Source organism: Streptomyces sp. NPDC046977 (assembly GCF_040644455.1).
Classification (GTDB): Bacteria; Actinomycetota; Actinomycetes; order Streptomycetales; family Streptomycetaceae; genus Actinacidiphila.
Map to the genome: position 1 here is coordinate 84,764 of NZ_JBEYWO010000020.1, position 16,725 is coordinate 101,488.

Here is a 16,725-nt window from a genome sequence, read left to right on the forward strand (position 1 = left end):
AGTGTGGACGGCCCGCACCCCGCTGATGCTGCGTCACCTCGCGGACCGGTCCGCACGCGGACGGCCGCGGGGGCCGGCGACGCGCCGTCGCGCGTCGCCGGCCCCCGGCGCCGTACGGTCGCCGGTGCGCATCAGGGGTCGAGTGTGTCCTTCGACTTCTCCACGACCTGCTTCGCGTCGCCCTTGACCTGATCGGCCTTGCCCTTCATCTTCAACCGGTCATTGCCGGTGGCCTTGCCCGCGGTCTCCTCGACCTGGCCCTTGATCTTCTGACCGGTGTGCTTGGCCTTCTTCTCGGCGCCCATGGGGGTCTCCTTCCGAGGCTTCGGCAGCTTCGTTCTCGTCGTGCGCCTGCCCGCCGGAATGGTGCGAAAACCTGTCAATCGGGACGGACAGATGCCGCCCCAACAGACAGGCCCCGAAGACGACGTACCCGACCCCGATCAGCCACGACTGGACGATCAGCACCGTGCCGACCGCACCGTAGGAGACGGCGTTCGTGACGATCAGCGGGGAGAACACCAGGGAGGAGAAGATCCGCAGCCCCACCAGGCCCGCCACGGTGAGGATGGCCCCCGGCAGCAGCGCCCCCCAGCTGATCCGCCCGGCCAGCAGGAAGTGCTGCCCCCACCAGAAGAACAGCACCCCCAGGACGAGCGTCAGCGCCACCCGCACGAACGCGGCCGGCAGGCCCTCCCTCAGCACCGTCCCGCTCTGTGCCTCCGCGAACAGGTACGCGGTCAGCGCCACCAGCCACACCGCCCGGCGCCACAACTGGTGCCACGGCGCCGGTGGCAGCTCCCAGATCCGCAGGTACCCCACCTCGACGGCGGCCGCGAAGGACAGACCGAAGAGCCCCAGCAGCACGAGGCTCAGCACACTGGTACTGCTCAACACCCTGCGCGGCGCCGCGAAGAGCTTGCGCACCGCCTCCGACGGGGTCGGCGACAGGCCCATCCCGTCGACGATCCACTGCGCGAACCCGGCCTGCTGGAACGGCACGGCGGCCGCCACCACGATCAGCAGCGGCACCAGTGTCACCATGCCCAGCGCCGCGAACCCCATGGCCCGGTGCAGCAGTTCCAGTTCGCCGCCCTGGCGCATCACCCGGTGGCCCGTGGAACGCCGCCATGCCCGGAGCGGATGCCGCAGCGTCCACCACACCCCGGGTCGGGCCATCACACACCTCGGCGTTCAGCGGAAGGCGGCGACGGCCGCGTGACGACGTACCGCCTCCACCGTGTCGGCCTGCTCACGGGCCCGGTCCAGCAGGCCCTTCAGCTGTGCCTCGTCCAGGTCCCGGTGCGGCGTGAGCGACAGCAGCGTACGCCAGAGCAGGGACTTCCCCTCGATGCCGAGCCGGAGCGTCTCGAGTTCGATCATCGTGCTCAGTCCGGACCGGCGGGTCACGCGCCCGTTGAGCTTGAGCAGGCGGGCCTTCTCGGCGAGCCGTCCGGCGTACACCTTGTGGCGGCGCACCGGTATGTCGAGGGCGTTCATCACGTCGAGAAGGGCCTGCCGGTCCTCGGTGATCTCGTCGGCGACACGGCTCAGTTCGCCGCCGTACGGCGAGGAGCGGTGGTGCTCGGCGAGGTGGCGTGCCAGCCGCAGGCCGGCGGTCGAGCCCGCCAGATGGTCGTTGAGATAGATCCCCAGGACGTCCCGGCGCATGACGGGCCTCCCTCGCTCGGGTCCGCGCGCGGCGGACGTCGACCGGCACCGGAGGACCGTGCCCGGTCCGCACGCTCCGCCGGGAGCCTCATGGGGAGCGGCTTTCCTCTCCGGCCCCGGACAAACCAGGCGCCGGGCAGCCATGGACCCGCCGGCCGGGCGGGCGCGCGCCCTCCGTCTGGGCGGCGAGCATGTCGACCGCCGCGGTGGGCCCGGAGACCGTGCCGGCCCGGCGCTGGCGGACGGCGCCCGTGCCGTGCAGATGGAGGGCCCTGACGGCCCCCCGGACGAAGGGCAGGTCGCCGGTGGCCTCCAGCGCGGGGGCCAGGCGTGCCAGGAGGCGGTCGAGCAGCGCACGGGCGGGGACGCGGGTCTCGCGCACGGGGTCGACGGCGTGGCCGTCGAGACCGAAGCGGGCCGCGGACCAGAGCGCCGCGGAGGCGAGCTGCGCGGGTACGGCAGGCGCTTCGCGTCCGGCCGCGAGGTCGGTGAGCGCCGTCGAGACCAGGGCCCGGGTGAGGGCCGCCTGCAGCGCCGTCTCCCATGTTGTGCCGAGCGCGTCGGCGGCCCGGACCTCGACCGTCGGCAGATGGGGCGACGGCCGGGCGAGCCAGAAGGTCATCGCGGGGTCCACGAGGACGCCGCACTCGACGAGCCGGGCCACCTCCGCGTCGTGCTCGGCCGCCGAGCCGAACCGGGGCGGGATTCCCGACCCGGGGAAACGCGCCTGGTCCATGACCCGCCAGCTCGCGTACCCCGAGTCCCGGCCCCGGTCCCAGGGGGAGTTCGCGGACAGGGCGAGCAGGACGGGCAGCCACGGCCGCAGCCAGTTGACCACCGCGACCGCCGTCTCCCGGTCCGGCACCCCGACGTGCACATGGCAGCCACAGGCCAGATATCCCGCGGCCTGCCGCTCGTAGAGCCGGGCGATCGCGGCGAAGCGCTCCCCGCCGCTCAACGGCGCCGCCCCGTCGAGCACGGGCAGGCCCGTCGACACCAGACGTCCGCCCTCGGCCCGCGCGGCGGCGGCCAGGGTGCGCCGCGCTCCGTCGAGTTGCCGTACCAGTTCCGGCAGGTCCGTGGTCACACCCGTGGCCGCCTCGACCTGCGCCGCGGACAGCTCCCGCTGCAGTACGGCGTCCGGCGCGGGAGGGGGCCACCTGCGGGCCCGTTCGATCACGGGGCCCGCCAGCCCCGCGATGCGCCGTGTGCGCGCGTCCACGAGCAGGAACTCCTCCTCGACCCCGAGGGTCCTGCCGGGCTCCGGAGCGGTCGCGGGCCGCCGCGGGGGCGCGTTCTCCTCCTGGGCGCTCATGGCCGTGCGTCTACCCGCCCGAGCCGGGTTCCGCGAGATCCACCGCCAGCTCGCCGACGCGCGCCGCGGCGGCGGCCGCCTGGCCGGCGGCGGCCCGCACCGACTCCTCGGCCTCCGCGACCCGGCCGAGCGCCCGGTCGCGGTCGGCGGCGCCGCGCCGCCGGTCCTCCTCCGCGCGCAGTGCGGCTTCGGTGAGTGTGCGGAGCCGGGACTCCGCGGCGTCGAGTGCCGTGCGGGCCTCCACGAGGTCCGCGTCGCGGGCGAGGGCCTCGTTGCGGGCGCGCTCGGCGTGGCGACGGGCCTCGTCCAGCCGGCGACGGCGCCTGGCCGCGTCGTGCGGCCGCGACCGCAGGGGAACGACGGTCTCCCGGGCAGCCGCCGTGTGCTCGGCTCCGGCCGGGGCCCCCGCCGCGGGAACGGCGCCGCCGACGGCCTGGTCGAAGTCGACGGCGCCGCTCAGCGGCCGCACGAGGCGCCCGGTCGCCCAGGCGCGGGCGGCACCGGCGTCGGCGAGGGCGGCGTGCAGGGTGCCGCGGACCTCCTCCAGCGCGGCGTCCGCCAGCGGCCGCCCGGCGTCCGCGGCGAGCCGGGCGGCCTGCCGGCCCAGGGCCTCGACCAGGACCCGCTGCTGCCGGCCGAGCGCCCGCAACTGCGCGCCGTCGAGCTCACGATGGGCCCGCCGCAGTGCCTCGCCGAGCCCGAGCAGGGCCGTGACCTCGTCGGCGTGCTCCCGCACGAGCAGATTGCCCGCCCACGCGGCGACCGAGGGCCGGCGCAGCCCCGCGATGCGGGCGGCCAGCCCCCGGTCCCCGGCCCGGCGGGCGTTCCTGACGTGCGCGTCGCGGGCGGCCGTGAAGTCCTCCGGCGCCAGCGCGTACAGCTCGTCCGCCACCGCGTCCAGGTCCGTCATGGCGCCACGGTCGCACCGTCACCCGCCCGGCGCTACCCGGCCGCGCCAGCCACCGGACTCAGTTCCGCGCTCCTCGATCCAGTCCTTGAAACGCCGCAGGTCGCCCCGGGTGCGCCGGTCCAGCACCCCGAGCGCGTCGGCGGCCTTCTCGGCGAGCCCGGAGGTCTCGACCTCCATGGCGAGGTTGACGCGCGTGCGCGTCCGGTCGAGCCGCTGGAACGTGACGACGCCGCGCTGCCTGACGTCACCGGACAGCGTCCGCCATGCCACGCGCTCGTCGGGGAGCTGGTCGACGATCTCCGTGTCGAATTCCCGTCGGGAGCCCGCGACATTCGTGACCCAGTGATTGTGGCGGTCGTCGACCTGGGTGACCTGCTCCACGCCCTCCATGAATTGTGGGAATTCCTCGAATTGCGTCCACTGGTTGTACGCCGTGTGCAGCGGGACGTCGACGTCGACGAATTCGCTGATGGTGCCCATGTGGGTTCTCCTTTCGTGGAACGGTCGGTGGTTCGGCTTCCCGGAGGAGATGCTCCTAACCCAGGTCGCCCGATCGCCCGGCCCTGCCGGTGCGCAATGGCCGAACGGCGACCTGCCCGTTCGGGGGCCGGCCTGTGCGATGCTCGCAAGGTGAGCCACGACGGACACGCTTCCGCGTTCGGTGGCCGGCAGGAGCCGCGTACCGCCGCCGAGCAATTGGCGCGTACCGTCGCCCGTCTCCGCACGGAACTGGACGACCAGCAGCGGACGATCCCCGGCCGGGACGCGGTGGAGCGGGCCAGGGGCGTACTCATGGGACGGCTGGGAATGACACCCCGCGAGGCCCGCGAGGAATTGCAGGCGCGGGCCGGAAGCGCGGGCCGCACCTTGGTGGAGGAGGCGTGGGCGCTGCTCGCCGCGCACAGTCCCGCCCGTTCCGCCGCGGGGACGCCGCTCCCCGGCGCACGTCAGAACGCCGGCGGCGACACCGCCGACGAGTTCGCCCAGCGCCTGGAGGAACAGCTCGCGGACTCGGCGGGAATCGACGCGCTCCTGGTCTACGTACGCTCCCCGGGCGGTGGGCTCGACCTCGTCGCCCACGCCGGGGTGGACACCGCCATCGCCTCCGCCTGGGGCCATCTGCCGCCGATCCGCGACCTCGCGCCCTTCGAGGCGGTGAACCTGCGACGCCCGGTGTGGATGAGCGACCTCCACAAGGGCACCGCCGGACGGCCGCTCGTGGGCGACTGCCCGGAGACCTGGCCGTCGCGGGCCTGGGTGCCGATGCACCGCGGGGAGGACGTCGTCGGCGTGGTGGGCTTCCTGCGGCGGCGGCCCGACGCGTTCGACGCCGCCGACCGCGCCCTGGTGCAGGCCGCCGCGCGCGTCTGCACCGCCTGCGCGGAACCGGCGTCCGCCCCGGAGGGCGCGGCGGACCGGTCCCCGGCCCTTCAGGTCGTCTTCGACTGCCTGCGCGAGGCCGTCGTCCTCCTCGTCCCCGTGCGCGGCCGGGGCGGCGAGGTGACCGACTTCCGGATCGAGGCCGCCGCCCCGGCTTCGGTGGACGCGGCGGGCCGCACCGGGCGGGAGCTGGTGGGGCTGCGGGTGCTGGAGTGCGACCCCGCGGTCGCCGGGACCCCGCTCTGGGACGGCTGTCTGCACACGCTCACGACCGGCGAGCCCTTCGAGAGCGACGCGTCCGACGACCCCGGCATCGCCTGCGGCGGCCCCGACCCCAGCGTCCGCCACGCGGTGCGCGCGGTGCGCCTCGGGGACGCGCTCGTCGTCTCCTGGCCGCCACAGGCCGCGGCCGGCCAGGAGGGCGAACGGCTGCGTCGGCTGCAGTACCTCGGCAACCTCGGCTGGGCCGACTGGGACCTGGCGACCGACGCCCTCCAGTGGTCCCCGCAGGTCTACGCCATCTTCGACCGCGATCCCGCGCTCGGCCCCATGCCCATGGACGAGCTGGCCCGGCAGCTGTTCCCCGAGGACCTGCCGGCCGCCGGCGCCGCCGCGCAGGCGCTGCTCGCCTCGGGGCAGCCGGTCGACGTGCCGTTCCGTATCCGTACCGTCCACGGCACCCGTCACCTGCGCTTCGTCGCCGAGGCCGTGATCGGCGCCGAGGGCAGGCCGGTCGCGGTCCACGGCTTCTACCAGGACCTGACCGCGCAGCGGAACGAGCAGATCGCCCTCGACGAGGCGCGGCGCGCGTTCGGCGCCCGGCAGCGCGGTCCGAGCGCCGAGCAGGCACTGGCCCGCCGCCTCCAGGACGCGCTGCTGCCCCTGCCCGACCGCTCCTTCGACCTGCCCGGACTCAACTGCGACGTGTCCTACCTGCCCGCCGGGGCCTCGATCCAGATCGGCGGCGACTGGTTCTCCGCCGTCGCACTCCCCGACGGCTCGACCCTGCTCGGCGTCGGCGACGTGGCGGGCCACGGCATCGAGGCCGTCGCCACCATGGCCGCACTGCGCCACGGCGCCGAGGCCATGGCGCTGGGCGGCACGCCCCCGCGGCGCGTCCTGGAGCGGCTGAACCACGCGCTGATGAGCAGAGGCACCGCCACCGCGACGATGCTGCTCGCCGAGTACCGGCCCGGCACCGGCATCCTCACCTGGGCGCGGGCCGGACACCTGCCGATCCTCCACCTGCGCGACGGCCACGCGGTCTTCCTCACCCAGCCCGACGGGCGCATCCTCGGGGCGAGCCACGAGAGCGCCTACGGGCAGGCGACGGCGGAGCTGCGCGCCGGCGACCGCCTCTTCCTGTTCACCGACGGGCTGGTCGGGCGGCGCGGCCAGGACCTGGACGCGGGGCTGGAACGCCTGAGCCGTGCGGCCGAGGCGGTGGCCGGCAGCTACGGCGACGACACCGCCACGGTGGCGCTCCGGGTGACCGAGGCGCTCGTCCCGGCCGATCCGGGTGACGACAGCTGCCTGCTGTGCGTCCGCGTCACGGCGTGACGGGTCATGGGCCCTGGTCCTCGGTGCCCTCCTTGCCGCAAAGGCGCCGGCGGTGGGCCCGCAGCATGCGCAGCACTGCGGGCCGGCCGGCGTGCTCGCGCTCGTAGCGCAGCAGTTCGTCGAGTTCACCGGCGGCGGGGGAGTCGTCCCGCTCCGGCTGTCCGTCCGGCGCCCCCGGGTCCGGCCGTCCGCTTCCGCTCGGTTCCGGCACCGGCATCACCTCCGTGGCTCTTCGGCACCGGTTCGGCTGCCCCGCGACGGATGCCGGAAACAACAGCTTCGGGTGAATTGTCCTTCATGTGCACCGGCCGGGGACCTACCGCCGGGAACCGGGCCGGATGTCGCGGACGACCACGGACCCTGTAGGTTCTTGCGTCGTGGAGGAGCTGGACCGGCAAATCGTGGAACTTCTCGTGGCCGACGGGCGCATGAGTTACACCGACCTGGGCAAGGCCACCGGTCTGTCCACCTCGGCCGTGCACCAGAGGGTCCGCCGCCTGGAGCAGCGCGGGGTGATCCGCGGGTACGCCGCGATCGTCGACCCCGACGCGGTGGGCCTGTCGCTCACCGCCTTCATCTCGGTCAAGCCCTTCGACCCCAGCGCCCCGGACGACATCGCCGACCGGCTCGCCGAGGTCCCGGAGATCGAGGCCTGCCACAGCGTGGCCGGCGAGGAGAACTACATCCTCAAGGTCCGGGTGGCCACCCCGATCGAGCTGGAGCACCTGCTGGCGCGGATCCGCACCCTGGCCGGGGTCTCCACCCGGACCACGGTCGTGCTCTCCACCCCCTACGAGGCCCGGCCGCCACGCGTCTGAGCCCGGCCCCACCGAAGCACTCCCACACCGCACCACCCCGCGAGGCGAAACCAGTGCCGCACACCACGAACGAGCCGACCACCCCCCGTACCGTGCTGCTGCGCGGCGGCAACGTCTACAGCCCCGCCGACCCCTTCGCCACCGCCATGGTGGTCGACGGCGGCACGGTCGCCTGGCTCGGCTCCGAGGGCGCCGCGGACTCCTTCGTGGAGGGTGTCGACGAGGTCGTCGACCTGGCCGGCGCGCTGGTCACCCCGGCCTTCACCGACGCCCATGTGCACACCACCGCGACCGGTCTCGCCCTCACCGGCCTGGACCTCGCCGGCGCCGGCACACTCAGCGAGGCCCTGGACCGGGTGGCCGCACACGCACGCGCCCACCCGGGCCACCGCGTGCTGCTCGGCCACGGCTGGGACGAGTCCCGCTGGCCCGAGCAGCGCCCGCCGGCCCGTGCCGAACTCGACGCGGCGACCGGCGGCCGCCCCCTGTACCTGACCCGCGCGGACGTGCACTCCGCGGTCGTGACCACGGCCCTGCTGGCCCTGGTCCCCGGCGTCGAGGCGCTGGCCGGCCACGACGTGGCCGGGCCGCTCACCCGCGACGCGCACCACGCGGTGCGCCGCGCCGCGTACGCCGCCGTCACCCCCGAACAGCGCGCCGCCGCCCAGCGCGCCGCGCTCGCGCACGCCGCCTCGCTGGGCATCGGCGCCCTCCACGAGTGCGCGGGGCCCGAGATCTCCTCCGAGGACGATCTGACCGCACTGCTGCGCCTGGCGGCCGAGGAGCCCGGCCCGTCCGTCCTCGGCTACTGGGCCGAGGCCGTCACCGGCCCGAAGGACCTCGAGCGGCTGCGCGACCTGGGGGCGATCGGGGCGGGCGGCGACCTCTTCGTGGACGGCTCGATCGGCTCCAGGACCGCCTGCCTCCACGCCCCGTACGCCGACGCTCCCGGCACCAGCGGGACCGGTTACCTCGACGCCGCGGCCGTCGCCGAGCACGTGGCGCTGTGCACCGCGGCGGGCGTGCAGGCCGGCTTCCACGCCATCGGCGACGCCGCCGTCGCCGCCGTGGCCGACGGCGTGCGCGAGGCCGCCCGGCGCGTCGGCCTCGACCGGGTGCGCGCCCTGCGCCACCGGGTCGAGCACGCCGAGATGATGACCGAGGACACCATCGCCGCCTTCGCCGAACTGGGGCTCGTCGCCTCCGTGCAGCCCGCTTTCGACGCGGCGTGGGGCGGCGAGGACGGCATGTACGCCCGGCGCCTCGGCGCGGACCGGGCCCGCACGCTGAACCCCTTCGCGGCGATGACCCGCGCCGGCGTGCCGCTGGCGCTCGGCTCCGACAGCCCCGTCACCCCGCTCGACCCCTGGGGAACGGTCCGTGCCGCCGCGTTCCACCGGACCCTGGACCACCGCATCTCCGCGCGGGGCGCCTTCAACGCGCACACGCGCGGCGGATGGCGCGCCGCCGGCCGTGACGACGCGGGCGTCCTCGTCCCGGGCGCGCCCGCCGACTACGTCGTCTGGCAGGCCGGCGACCTGGTCGTCCAGGCCCCCGACGACCGCGTCGCCAACTGGTCCACCGACCCGCGCTCCGGCACCCCCGGCCTGCCCGACCTCAGCCCGGACCTGCCGCTGCCCACCGCCCTGCGGACGGTCGTCGGAGGCCGGACGGTGTTCGCACGGCCGAACGAGTGACGCGAGCCCGCGCGATGCGGCCGAACGGTTCTCCCTCGGCATGGCGTGGCACGGTCCGCGGCCCGCGCTTGACCTGCTGATTTGGCCAATCTGCGCAGGTCAAACGGCTGTTGACAGGCGACGGTCGGGGGCGAGTAGGTTCGGCCGGGTCCACCACCGGACGTCCGACCGGAGGCCTCCACGCGTCCGGCGACCGCCGCTGGGCCCCGGGGCGTCGCGCCGCATTGGCACGCGCCACTGGAAGCCAGGTCCAGCGCCCGCGGTACGGAACGGGCTCGCCCGGCCGGCAGGTGTGACCGGGAGGGGCCCGGACGCCCAGTAGACAACGGCCTTGTCGCCGATCCGCAGCCAGCGGGTCCCAGGTCGGCCCGAAGGGCGCTCCGGGCCCCGAGCCCACCTCCCCCCTTCCCCCAGCACCGGGGGACCGCAGCGCCGTCGCGGCGCCGGACCCTGCCGCCCCGTCACGCGCGCGGTCGGGCCGTCCGCTTTGCCCGCCCGAGGTCCGCGGGGGCCGCCATCCGGGGTACGGTCACTTCACACAGTGCCCACCTGCAAGGAAGGCCGCGAACGTGCGACCGCGTTCCGACGCCCCGACGGCGACCGCCGAGCCGACGGCGACCACCGATGAGGCCCGCCCGCCGGCGGCCGCAGGCACTCCCGGGAGGGCGGCCCGCGTCCGCCGGTCCGTGCGCCGGCATGCGCGGCGCACGGCGCTCGCGGCCGTGTGCGGCCTGGCGCTCGCGGCGGCCTTCCCGCCGTACGGACTGTGGCCGCTGTCGATCGCGGCGGTGGCGGGCCTGGCACTGCTGACCCGGGGCCGCACCGGCGGCCAGGGCGCGTGGCTCGGCTTCGCCTTCGGCCTGCCGTTCTTCCTGTGGCTGCTGCTGTGGCTGCGGGTCATCGGCTACGACGCCGTCGTCGGCCTGTCCCTGATCGAGGCCGCCTTCGTCGCGCTGCTCGGCGCCGGCCTGGCCGTGACGTCCCGGCTGCGGGCCTGGCCCCTGTGGGGCGCCTGCCTGTGGGTGACCGAGGAACTGGCCCGGGACCGGCTGCCGTTCGGCGGCTTCCCGTGGGGGCGGCTGGCGTTCGCCAACACCTCCTCGCCGTTCACGCCCCTGGCGGCGCTCGGCGGGGCCCCGCTGGTGACCTTCGCCGTGGCGCTGTGCGGCTCCCTGCTCGCCGGGGCGGCCGTCGCCGTGTGGCGACTGCGCACGGGCCCGGTCGTGTTCGGGCGGCGCCGTTTCCTGCCCGCGGCGGGGGCGGCCGTCGCGGCGGTCGCCGTGTTCGCGGCGGGCTGGGCGGTACCGGTCCCGACGAAGGCCGACGACAGCGTCCGGGTCGCCATCGTGCAGGGCAACGTCCAGCAGCCGGGTCTGCACTTCCTCGGCCGTCCGCTGAAGATCCTCAACAACCACGTCGAGGCGACGCTCAAGCTCGCCGCGGACGTCAAGGCGGGGCGCACCCCCAAGCCGGACCTGGTGATCTGGCCGGAGAACTCCTCCGACATGGACCCGTTCGCCGAGCCGCAGGCCTACGCGCTGATCACCAAGGCCGTCCAGGCCGTCGGCGTCCCCGTCCTCGTCGGCGCGCTGGTCGACGGCCCGGACGAGACCCATGTGCAGAACGAGGGCATCGTCTGGGACCCGGTGACCGGCCCCGGCGCCTCGTACACCAAGCAGCACCCCGTGCCGTTCGGCGAGTACGTGCCGTTCCGGCAGGAGCTGACCAAGGTCATCAAGCGCCTGGACCAGATCCCGCGCGACTTCTACCCCGGCAAGCACTCCGGGGTGCTCCAGATCGGCCCGGCGCGGCTCGGCGACGTGATCTGCTTCGAGGTGGCCTACGACGGCATCGTGCACGACACCGTCGCCGCCGGCGCCCGCGCGCTGATCATCCAGACCAACAACGCGACCTACGGGCGCACCGGCCAGCCCGAGCAGCAGCTGGCCATGTCGCAGCTCCGGGCGGTGGAGCACGGCCGCGCCGTCGTCACGGCCGCCACGAGCGGCATAACGGCCGTGGTCGCCCCCGACGGCCGGATCGAGCAGCAGACCCGGGAGTTCACGCAGGACGTGCTGAGCGCCCGGCTTCCGCTGCGGGACGAACTGACCGTCGCCGACCGCGTCGGCGACGCTCCCGAATGGGCGCTCGCTATGGTGGGGCTCCTGTCGTGCGTCGCGGCGTTCGTGCTGGGCAGGCGAGGCAGCAAGCAAATGGAGGAGCAGCAGTGAGCGTTGGCGGTGGGGTCACCCGCGGTACGGCCCCGGGGAGCGCCTACGGGCCGCTCGGCACGGTTCTCGTGATCATTCCGACGTACAACGAGGCCGAGAACATCAAGCCGATCGTGAGCCGGGTCCGGGCTGCCGTTCCGGAGGCGCACGTCCTCGTCGCCGACGACAACAGCCCCGACGGCACGGGCAAGCTCGCTGACGAGCTGGCCGTGGTCGACGACCACGTGCATGTGCTGCACCGCAAGGGCAAGGAGGGCCTGGGCGCGGCCTACCTCGCGGGCTTCCGCTGGGGCATCGACCAGGGCTACGGCGTGCTGGTCGAGATGGACGCCGACGGCTCCCACCAGCCCGAGGAACTGCCGCGGCTGCTGACCGCCCTCAAGGGCGCCGACCTCGTGCTCGGTTCACGGTGGATCGCCGGCGGCCGGGTGGTGAACTGGCCCAAGTCCCGCGAGTACCTGTCCCGCGGCGGCAGCACCTACTCCCGGTTCCTGCTCGACGTGCCGCTGCGCGACGTGACCGGCGGCTACCGGGCCTTCCGCAAGGAGACGCTGCTCGGGCTCGGCATGGACGAGGTCGCCTCGCAGGGGTACTGCTTCCAGGTCGACCTGGCCTGGCGCGCGGTGAAGGCCGGCTTCCACGTCGTCGAGGTGCCGATCACGTTCGTCGAGCGCGAGCGCGGCGACAGCAAGATGAGCCGGGACATCGTGGTGGAGGCCCTGTGGCGGGTCACCGCCTGGGGTGTCGGGTCCCGCGTGCGCCGCTTGGCCGAGGCCCGGCGGAAGAGCTGACCGGGGCCCTCGGGGCGTCCGCGGGCGACCAGGCACAATGGGGCGTATGACGATCAGCACCCCGCCGCCGGACGGGTCCGGTGGACCGCAGCAGCAGCGACAGCAGGGGCGTTCCCGCGGCCGGCGGTGGATTCCGGTGGCCGTCGCCGCGTACGCGCTGCTGGAGATCTGGCTGCTGATCCTGGTGGGCAGGGCGGCCGGCGGCTTCACGGTCCTGCTGCTGCTCGTCGCCGGACTGGTCCTCGGCGGGCTGGCGGTGCGCAACGCGGGCCGCAGCGCGTGGCGGTCGCTCAGCGAGGCGGTGCGCGCGGCGACACCGCCCGGTCAGGACGGGAACACGGCGGGGGCCGATGAATCCGGGGCCGCCAAGGAAGACGGCAAGGGCGGCGCCGCCCGTAAGGGCAGGGCGAAGGGCGGCGCGGGCGCGCTGCTGACCGGCGGCCTGCTGCTGATGGTGCCCGGCCTGATCTCGGACGTCGCGGGGCTGCTCTTCCTCTTCCCGCCCACCCGCTCGCTGCTGACCCGCGTCGGCGGGCGCGCGCTGGAGCGCCGGGTCGCCGCCCGGCCCCAGGAGCAGGGTTCGCTCGGCGACCTCTTCCGGCAGGCCCGCGACGCGGAGACGCAGATACGCATCCACCGCCCGGACGGCAAGGTCATCCAGGGCGAGGTGGTGGACCGGGGCCCGGGCGAGGACAACGAAAACCCCGGGTCGCGGCACTGAGGCCACGTCGCCCGGGGCGCACGTCGGATCGGGCCCGCCCCTCACGGGCCCGCTACCTTCTGTCAGGCGGTCTTGCGGTTGTCGCGCGGATGAACCGCGATGTTCATCGCGCCGGAGCGCAGAACGGCCAGCCGTTCGGCCAGGACTTCCTCCAGCTCCTCGACCGTACGCCGCTCCATGAGCATGTCCCAGTGCGTACGCGCGGGCTTGCTCGTCTTCTCCTCCGGGCTCTCTCCGTCGACCAGAAGAGCCACCTGGCCACAGGCCCGGCACTCCCACTCCGGCGGAATCTCGGCCTCCACCGAGAACGGCATCTCGAATCGATGGCCGTTCCGGCATGCGTACTCAACGGTCTGGCGAGGCGCCAGATCGATGCCGCGGTCGGTCTCGTAGCTCGTCGCCCCGAGTCGCGTGCCGCGGAGAGCTCGCTCACTCATGAATCGTGCCTCCCGGGCTGTGTCGCCCACAGGACAGGTGTCGCTGTCGTCGTCATCCGGTCAACGTCCGGTCGGCGGTGAAGATTCCCGTATCGGGAGGTGCGTCGCCCGTCGTGCCGCCCCTTTTTGTACCCATCGGCGCCCGTTTTGTCACATCTCACGAAAGATGTCACCCTGCGTTCTGATATCTTTAGCGCGCAGTAACGGCCCATCCGTCGAACCAACCGCGTACACTACCGCGTCGCACTCGGAGGGGCTAAATCGTCTCGGGGACCGGATTGCCCGCGGCCGCCACCGCCCGCCGCATCGGCACCCGCAGCAGCAGCACGAAGCCGATCGCGAAGAAGACCACCAGCGAGATGATCGCATCCCGGTAACTGCCGCTGAGCTGGTAGGTCAGCCCGAACAGCAGGGGCCCGAGCCAGCTCGTCCCCCGGTCGCTCACCTCGTACACCGAGTAGTACTCGGCCTCCTTGCCGCGCGGCACGAGGTGGGAGAAGAGCGACCGCGACAGCGCCTGGCTGCCGCCCAGCACCATGCCGATGGCCGCGGCCAGGAGGAAGAAGCCCACCGGCCGGCCGGCGGGCAGGAAGAACCCGGCCGCAAGGGTGATCGTCCAGGCCACCAGCGAGCCGAGCACGGTGCGGTGCGTGCCGTACCGCGCGGCGAGCCGGCCGAGCAGCAGGGCGCCGAACACCGCCAGCACCTGCACCAGCAGGATCGCGCCGATCAGCGTCGTCTGGTCCAGGTCCAATTCCTCCGAACCGTAGACGGAGGCCTGGGAGATCACGGTCTGGATGCCGTCGTTGTAGATGAGGTACGCCAGCAGGAATCCGAGCGTGAGCGGATAGCGGCGCATGTCCCGGACGGTGTCCGCGAGCTGGCGCCAGCCCTGGCGCAGCGCCCCGGGCCCCGATCCGGGCCGGGCCCCGGCCGCGCCGGCCGTCGGGGCGAGCCGGTCGCGCAGCCGCAGCATCGGAATGATCGTGAAGCCCGCCCACCACAGCCCCGCCGAGGCGAGGCAGATCCGCACGGCCGTGCCCTTCGAGATGCCCACCGCGTCGTGGCCCAGGAAGAGGGCGAGGTTGGCGACGAGCATCAGCGCGCCCGCGGCGTAGCCGAAAGCCCAGCCGCGCGAGGACACGGCGTCGCGTTCGTGGGGCTCGGCGATCTGCGGCAGGAACGCGTTGTAGAGGACGACCGAGGCCGCGAAGGCGACGTTGGCGACGATCAGCAGTGCGCCGCCCAGGAGGTAGCGGTCACCGCCCACGAAGAACATGGCGGTGGTCGCGGCGGCCCCGATGTAGGCGAAGAGCCCCATCAGCGCCTTCTTGCGGCCGGTACGGTCCGCGATCGCCCCGGCGAGCGGCATCACCAGCACCGACAGCAGTACGGAGGCGGAGACGACGTACGCGAAATAGGCGCCCGCGCGGACGGGTATCCCGAGCGGGCGGACGAAGCCGTCGGGATCGGCCGCCGCCTCGGCGATGTCCGTGAGATAGGGGCCCAGGAAGACCGTGATGACGCTGGTGGAGAAGACCGAGTTGGCCCAGTCGTAGAAGTACCAGCCGCGTTGCTCGCGGCGTCTTTCGCCCGCGGCCGCGACGGCGCCGCCCGCCGTTGTGTCCCGCGCCTCGTCCGTGCTCACCACTTGTGCCCGCCGTTCCGTGTCCGTGCGCCGTGCCGATGTGATCGGCATGATGCCATCCGCCGGGTGCCGGGTGAGAGCCAGGACACACGACTGCCCCCGGGCGCCGCTGGGGCGGCCCGGGGGCAGGGCGGTATGCCTGGATCGCGGAGGTCCGCAACGATCAGGCCTTGCCGCCGTTCGTACGGCGACGGCGCAGCACCCAGAAGGTGGCACCGACACCCGTGGCCAGCAGCGCGCCACCCACGATGGTCTCGGGGGTGTTCATGCCGATCGAACCGCCGAGACCGGTGTTCGGGGCACCGATCGGGCCACCGCCGCCGATCCCGCCGCCGCCGATCCCGCCGCCGCCGATGCCGCCGCCGATCCCGCCACCGCCGCCGCGGCCGCCACCACCCCAGCAGCCGCCGCGGCCGCCGCCGTAACCGCCGTCGCCACCGCGGCCGCCCTCGCCGCCACGGCCACCGAAGTCACCGCGGTCGTCGCCACCGCGGCCGCCTTCGCCGCCACGGCCAAAGCCGCCGTTGTCGTCCATGTTGCGGCCGTCGGCCAGGTCGGTGCCCGCACCCTGAGCGGCGAAGTCGTCGTTCAGGCCCTGGCTGCCGGTGTTGTTGAGGCCGGCACCCGCGCCGCCGCCGTTGCCGTTGTCGCCACGGCCGCCGCCCTCGCCACGGCCGCCGCCCTCGCCGCGACCGCCGCCGTCACCGCGACCACCGTCGTCGCCACGGCCTCCGCCGTCACCGCGACCACCGTCGTCGCCACGGCCTCCGCCGTCACCGCGACCGCCGCCGTCGCCACGGCCTCCGCCGTAACCGCCGTCGCCGCCACGGCCGTCCTCTCCGCCGCGGCCGTAGCCGTCACGGCCGCCGCCCCACCACGAGTCGCAGTTGTCGCCGTAGCCGCCGCGGCCGTGTCCGTAACCGCCGTGCCCGCCGTGGCCGTAGCCCCGGTCGCCGTAGCCTCGGTCGCCGTGGTCCCGGCCGCGGTCGTCGCCCCGGTCGTCGTCGCGGTCGCCGCGGTCACGGTCGCGGTCGCCGTGGTCGTCGCCGCGGCCCTCGCCCCGGTCGTCACCGCGGTTGTCGCCCCGGCCGTCACCCGAGCCGGTGCCGACGCCGGCACCGCCGCCCGGGACGCTGCCGTTGCCGTCGATGGCGCGGACGGTCAGCTGCACGACGCTCGGGCCGGTGTCCTGACCGGCCGGCTCGGTGCAGTCGACGGTCACGTTGTACGTGCCCGGGGGCGTGGCCGCCGGGACCGTGAAGCTGGCGCCGCCGCCGGTCGAGCTGACCGCCACGGTGGGGCGCTCCGGGATGCTGGTCGTGATGACCGTGTCGCTCACGCAGTTGGCGACGGTGACCGTGACGAGGTCACCGGGGGAGACCCGGTAGCTCGAGAGCCCGACGCCAGGGGCTGCGACAGCGCTTGTTGGCAGGACGACAGCGGCTACGGTCATCGCCGCCCCGGCCATGATGCGTGGAGCACGCATGAGGTGAACCTCCTTGCGGACGGGGCAGGTGGGACTGGCTTCCCGTGACACGAACTGCGA

16 protein-coding genes are annotated in these 16,725 nt (G+C 74.4%); 6 read left to right on the forward strand and 10 right to left on the reverse strand.

Features of this window, described 5'->3' with window-relative positions; genetic code table 11:
• Positions 1 to 131: 131 nt before the first annotated feature.
• From ABZ883_RS27245 to ABZ883_RS27270, 6 genes are all read right to left on the reverse strand, one after another.
• Positions 132 to 266, reverse strand: a complete 135-nt coding sequence (locus tag ABZ883_RS27245) for a CsbD family protein (protein WP_319658357.1) — start codon at positions 264 to 266, stop codon at positions 132 to 134.
• Entirely contained in the window at positions 220 to 1,179 is a 960-nt protein-coding gene (locus ABZ883_RS27250; protein ID WP_360910526.1) for a ribonuclease BN, read from the reverse strand. The genes ABZ883_RS27245 and ABZ883_RS27250 overlap by 47 nt, the downstream gene beginning before the upstream one ends.
• Before the next feature lie 15 nt (positions 1,180 to 1,194).
• Positions 1,195 to 1,671 (reverse strand): hypothetical protein, encoded by a 477-nt coding sequence (locus ABZ883_RS27255; RefSeq protein WP_360910528.1) that lies wholly within the window; start codon positions 1,669 to 1,671, stop codon positions 1,195 to 1,197.
• Positions 1,672 to 1,759: 88 nt separating this feature from the next.
• The gene (locus ABZ883_RS27260; RefSeq protein WP_360910530.1) at positions 1,760 to 2,986 is read right to left on the reverse strand and encodes a glutamate--cysteine ligase; all 1,227 of its coding nucleotides are present in this window, start codon (positions 2,984 to 2,986) and stop codon (positions 1,760 to 1,762) included.
• A gap of 10 nt (positions 2,987 to 2,996) precedes the next feature.
• On the reverse strand, positions 2,997 to 3,896 hold the full coding sequence (locus ABZ883_RS27265; RefSeq protein ID WP_360910533.1) for a hypothetical protein: 900 nt from the start codon (positions 3,894 to 3,896) through the stop codon (positions 2,997 to 2,999).
• Positions 3,897 to 3,914: 18 nt separating this feature from the next.
• Complete coding sequence (locus ABZ883_RS27270; RefSeq protein ID WP_360910535.1) at positions 3,915 to 4,376, reverse strand: SRPBCC family protein; 462 nt, start codon at positions 4,374 to 4,376, stop codon at positions 3,915 to 3,917.
• A gap of 150 nt (positions 4,377 to 4,526) precedes the next feature.
• Between ABZ883_RS27270 and ABZ883_RS27275 the strand changes: the two genes are divergently transcribed.
• Positions 4,527 to 6,836, forward strand: coding sequence for a SpoIIE family protein phosphatase (locus ABZ883_RS27275; protein WP_360910537.1), 2,310 nt, complete (start codon positions 4,527 to 4,529; stop codon positions 6,834 to 6,836).
• A gap of 4 nt (positions 6,837 to 6,840) precedes the next feature.
• Here ABZ883_RS27275 and ABZ883_RS27280 read toward each other — a convergent pair whose 3' ends face one another.
• Entirely contained in the window at positions 6,841 to 7,047 is a 207-nt protein-coding gene (locus ABZ883_RS27280) for a hypothetical protein (protein ID WP_360910539.1), read from the reverse strand.
• A gap of 166 nt (positions 7,048 to 7,213) precedes the next feature.
• Here ABZ883_RS27280 and ABZ883_RS27285 point away from each other — a divergent pair, with 166 nt between their 5' ends.
• The 5 genes from ABZ883_RS27285 (at position 7,214) to fxsA (ending at position 13,094) form a co-directional block, all read left to right on the forward strand.
• Entirely contained in the window at positions 7,214 to 7,654 is a 441-nt protein-coding gene (locus tag ABZ883_RS27285) for an Lrp/AsnC family transcriptional regulator (protein WP_319658299.1), read from the forward strand.
• Between the two features lie 146 nt (positions 7,655 to 7,800).
• Entirely contained in the window at positions 7,801 to 9,351 is a 1,551-nt protein-coding gene (locus ABZ883_RS27290; RefSeq protein ID WP_360910732.1) for an amidohydrolase family protein, read from the forward strand.
• Between the two features lie 569 nt (positions 9,352 to 9,920).
• Complete coding sequence (gene lnt / locus ABZ883_RS27295) at positions 9,921 to 11,582, forward strand: apolipoprotein N-acyltransferase (protein WP_360910541.1); 1,662 nt, start codon at positions 9,921 to 9,923, stop codon at positions 11,580 to 11,582.
• Positions 11,579 to 12,373, forward strand: a complete 795-nt coding sequence (locus ABZ883_RS27300; protein ID WP_360910543.1) for a polyprenol monophosphomannose synthase — start codon at positions 11,579 to 11,581, stop codon at positions 12,371 to 12,373. The genes lnt and ABZ883_RS27300 overlap by 4 nt, the downstream gene beginning before the upstream one ends.
• 46 nt (positions 12,374 to 12,419) lie before the next feature.
• Positions 12,420 to 13,094, forward strand: coding sequence for an FxsA family membrane protein (fxsA, locus tag ABZ883_RS27305; protein ID WP_360910545.1), 675 nt, complete (start codon positions 12,420 to 12,422; stop codon positions 13,092 to 13,094).
• A 62-nt stretch (positions 13,095 to 13,156) separates the two neighbouring features.
• On the opposite strand, the gene ABZ883_RS27310 is transcribed toward fxsA, so the two are convergent.
• The 3 genes from ABZ883_RS27310 to ABZ883_RS27320 form a co-directional block, all read right to left on the reverse strand.
• Positions 13,157 to 13,531, reverse strand: coding sequence for an RNA polymerase-binding protein RbpA (locus ABZ883_RS27310; RefSeq protein WP_319658303.1), 375 nt, complete (start codon positions 13,529 to 13,531; stop codon positions 13,157 to 13,159).
• Between the two features lie 256 nt (positions 13,532 to 13,787).
• The gene (locus ABZ883_RS27315; protein WP_360910547.1) at positions 13,788 to 15,230 is read right to left on the reverse strand and encodes an MFS transporter; all 1,443 of its coding nucleotides are present in this window, start codon (positions 15,228 to 15,230) and stop codon (positions 13,788 to 13,790) included.
• Between the two features lie 112 nt (positions 15,231 to 15,342).
• The gene (locus ABZ883_RS27320) at positions 15,343 to 16,665 is read right to left on the reverse strand and encodes a hypothetical protein (protein WP_360910549.1); all 1,323 of its coding nucleotides are present in this window, start codon (positions 16,663 to 16,665) and stop codon (positions 15,343 to 15,345) included.
• Positions 16,666 to 16,725 lie beyond the last annotated feature (60 nt).